Annotated in this window: 3 protein-coding genes and 1 pseudogene; all 4 read right to left on the reverse strand. The window is 37.5% G+C overall.

The annotated features are described in order from the left end of the window. Nucleotides 1-290 (reverse strand): annotated as a pseudogene (locus ACEWK1_RS27475) (DNA helicase RecG); the annotation flags it as partial. A gap of 10 nt (nt 291-300) precedes the next feature. Then, complete coding sequence (gene sdaAA / locus ACEWK1_RS27480; RefSeq protein WP_212134500.1) at nt 301-1,179, reverse strand: L-serine ammonia-lyase, iron-sulfur-dependent, subunit alpha; 879 nt, start codon at nt 1,177-1,179, stop codon at nt 301-303. Between the two features lie 59 nt (nt 1,180-1,238). Then, the gene (sdaAB, locus tag ACEWK1_RS27485) at nt 1,239-1,901 is read right to left on the reverse strand and encodes an L-serine ammonia-lyase, iron-sulfur-dependent subunit beta (protein WP_212134498.1); all 663 of its coding nucleotides are present in this window, start codon (nt 1,899-1,901) and stop codon (nt 1,239-1,241) included. Nucleotides 1,902-2,106: 205 nt separating this feature from the next. Then, a partial coding sequence (locus ACEWK1_RS27490; RefSeq protein ID WP_416636865.1) for a DAK2 domain-containing protein occupies nt 2,107-2,887 on the reverse strand: 781 nt, incomplete at its 5' end.

Below are 2,887 nucleotides of genomic sequence, written 5' to 3' on the forward strand. Positions count from 1 at the left end.
GGACGATTAAAACAAACAACTGACAGCAAATATCGTCCTACTAACAATCGGAACGTAAGACGTGACCTTTTTTTACCGAAGAACTGGAGAGAAGGCTCACTATGAACTCTTCCCTCAACAGTAACACGTTCCTCATGCTTTACATCCTCTAAATCTTTTAAACTATTATCATCATATCTATATGGAAAATATTCAAGAAGGTCATGAATTGTGTAAATTCCAACATCATTTAGTACTTCCTCTGTTTCACTACCAACACCCTTTAAGTTGGTAATAGGATCCAATAACATATTTTTCACGTCACTTTTGCGAGTCTCCAAAAATTTCCCTTTTGAGCTTTTGACCTGTCGGAGTCGCAGCTAACCCCCCTTGTGCAGTTTCTTTTAATGCTGTAGGCATCGTTTGCCCAATTCGATACATGGCATCAATTACTTCATCACATGGAATTCTACTTGTAATACCCGCTAATGCCATATCAGCAGCAATCATTGCATTAGCAGCACCCATTGCATTTCTTTTTACACAAGGGACCTCCACTAATCCTGCAACAGGGTCACAAACTAATCCGAGCATATTTTTCAATGTTATCGCCATAGCATGTGCAGCTTGTCTTGGAGTACCACCAGCCATCTCAACAATTGCTGCAGCAGCCATTCCTGAAGCAGAGCCTACCTCTGCTTGACAACCTCCAGCAGCACCAGAAATGGAAGCATTGTTCGCCACAACAAAACCAAATGCACCTGAAGTAAAAAGAAATTCAATCATTTCTTTTCTCGTTGGCTTCAGCTTTTCTTTTACAGCAAAAAGTGTACCAGGTACAACACCAGCGGAACCAGCTGTGGGCGTGGCACAAATTGTCCCCATTGCAGCATTCACTTCATTAGTTGCAACAGCCTTACTTACAGCGTCTAAAATTGTATCTCCGGAAAGAAAGTTACCCTTCTCAAGATAAGATTGTAAGAGCACCGCATCTCCACCAGTTAAACCAGAGTGAGACCTTACTCCTGACAGCCCTTTTTCAACGGCTTGTTCCATTACTTCTAAGTTCTTTTCCATCTGTAATAAAACATCTTCTCGAGTACGATCTGTCACTCTACACTCTTGTTCAATCATGATCTCTGCGATTTTTACCCCTTTACTTTCCGCTAATCCAACTAGTTCTTCTACGTTACGGAACATGATGATATCCCCCTCATTTTGTCATAGTTGTATAAAAATATCATCTACTTTTGTTTTTGTTAATCATCAATTCTAGTTACTTGTAATATATTTGTTAATCTTTTTAATTCTTCAATTACTTCATTTGTAATGTTCTGATCTGTTTCAATTGTCATTAAAGCAAGCTGACCAACTTCTTTTCTGGACACATCCATATGTCCAATATTTATTTCATATTTTGCCAATACATTGGCTACTGCGGCGATTACACCAAATCGATCGTTATGCACAACCAATAAAGCAGGGTGATTTCCTGATAATTTTAATTCAAAACCATTTAGTTCAGTTATTTCAATCTTTCCTCCACCTATAGAAATACCAACTAATTCAAACTGTCCATAGTCATCACCAATAATAAGTCGAGCTGTGTTCGGATGGTCTGCGACTGCTTCTTCTTCTATAAACGTTATCTTAATGTCTTTCTCTTTAGCTATTTCTAATGACGATTTTATTCTTTCGTCAAAGGTATCAAAGTCAAGCAAGCCACCTACAAGAGCAACATCTGTACCGTGCCCCTTATAGGTTTTAGCAAAAGAGTTGTAAAGGGAAATGATTACCCATTTAGGTTCACGTCCAAACAACGTTCGTGCAACACGTCCAATTCTTGCCGCACCGGCTGTATGTGAACTCGACGGACCGATCATAACAGGTCCAATTATGTCAAAAACACTTCTATATTTCATTAGACACACTCCCCCTATATGCACTGGTATTGTTAAAGCTAGTTACTCTTTTTTCATATGATTCTTGTAACTTTAGTTTAACAGATTTTTTAAAAAACACTATTATATCAAGAAAATCAAGAAAAAATGGACTATTCTAATAAATGCAAATCTCTTTTCGAACAAAAAACAAAGAAAACCCGGCTAATAAGCCGGGTTTTCTTATTTATTCAACAGAGAAAATATAGGAATAAAGTGGTTGTTCTCCTTTATGAACTTCAATTTCTACATCTTCAAACTGTTCTTCAGCAAATGTTAGAAGCTGCTCGACTTCTTCATCACTTACATCCTCTCCTTGAATGATTGTTAAAATTTCATCATCTTCTGTAATCATTTCAGAAAGGAGTTTTTTAGATGCCGAAAGCTGTTCACGATCAGTGACAACAATCTTCCCATTGGATATTCCCATAAAATCGCCTTTTGCAATATCAAGTCCATCAATGTTCGTATCACGAACTGCATAAGTAATTTGACCGCTCTTAACATTACCTAATGCTTCCGACATAATTCGCCCGACTTCTTCAGGCTCAACCGAAGGATTGAAAGAAAGTAAAGCAGCCATTCCTTGTGGCACAGTTTTGGAAGGAACAACAATCACATTCTCTTCCACTACAGATGCCGCCTGTTGAGCGGCCATCACAATGTTTGAGTTATTAGGTAAAATGATAATATTTTCAGCATTCACATCATGAATAGCCTTAACAATATCCTCTGTACTTGGATTCATTGTTTGGCCACCTTCAATAACTTCATTAGCACCAATGCTTTTGAATAATTCAGCAATACCTTTTCCCATTGACACTGTTATAATGCCGTATTTATTCTTTTCTTTCTTAATTTTCTGTTCAGGATGAACTTGTGGTTTTTCACCTACAATATCAGTATGTTGCTGACGCATATTTTCAATTTTCATATTGATAAGGTTTCCATATTTCTGACCATATGAC

The organism is Metabacillus sp. YM-086, assembly GCF_048059995.1.
GTDB lineage: Bacteria > Bacillota > Bacilli > Bacillales > Bacillaceae > Metabacillus > Metabacillus litoralis_B.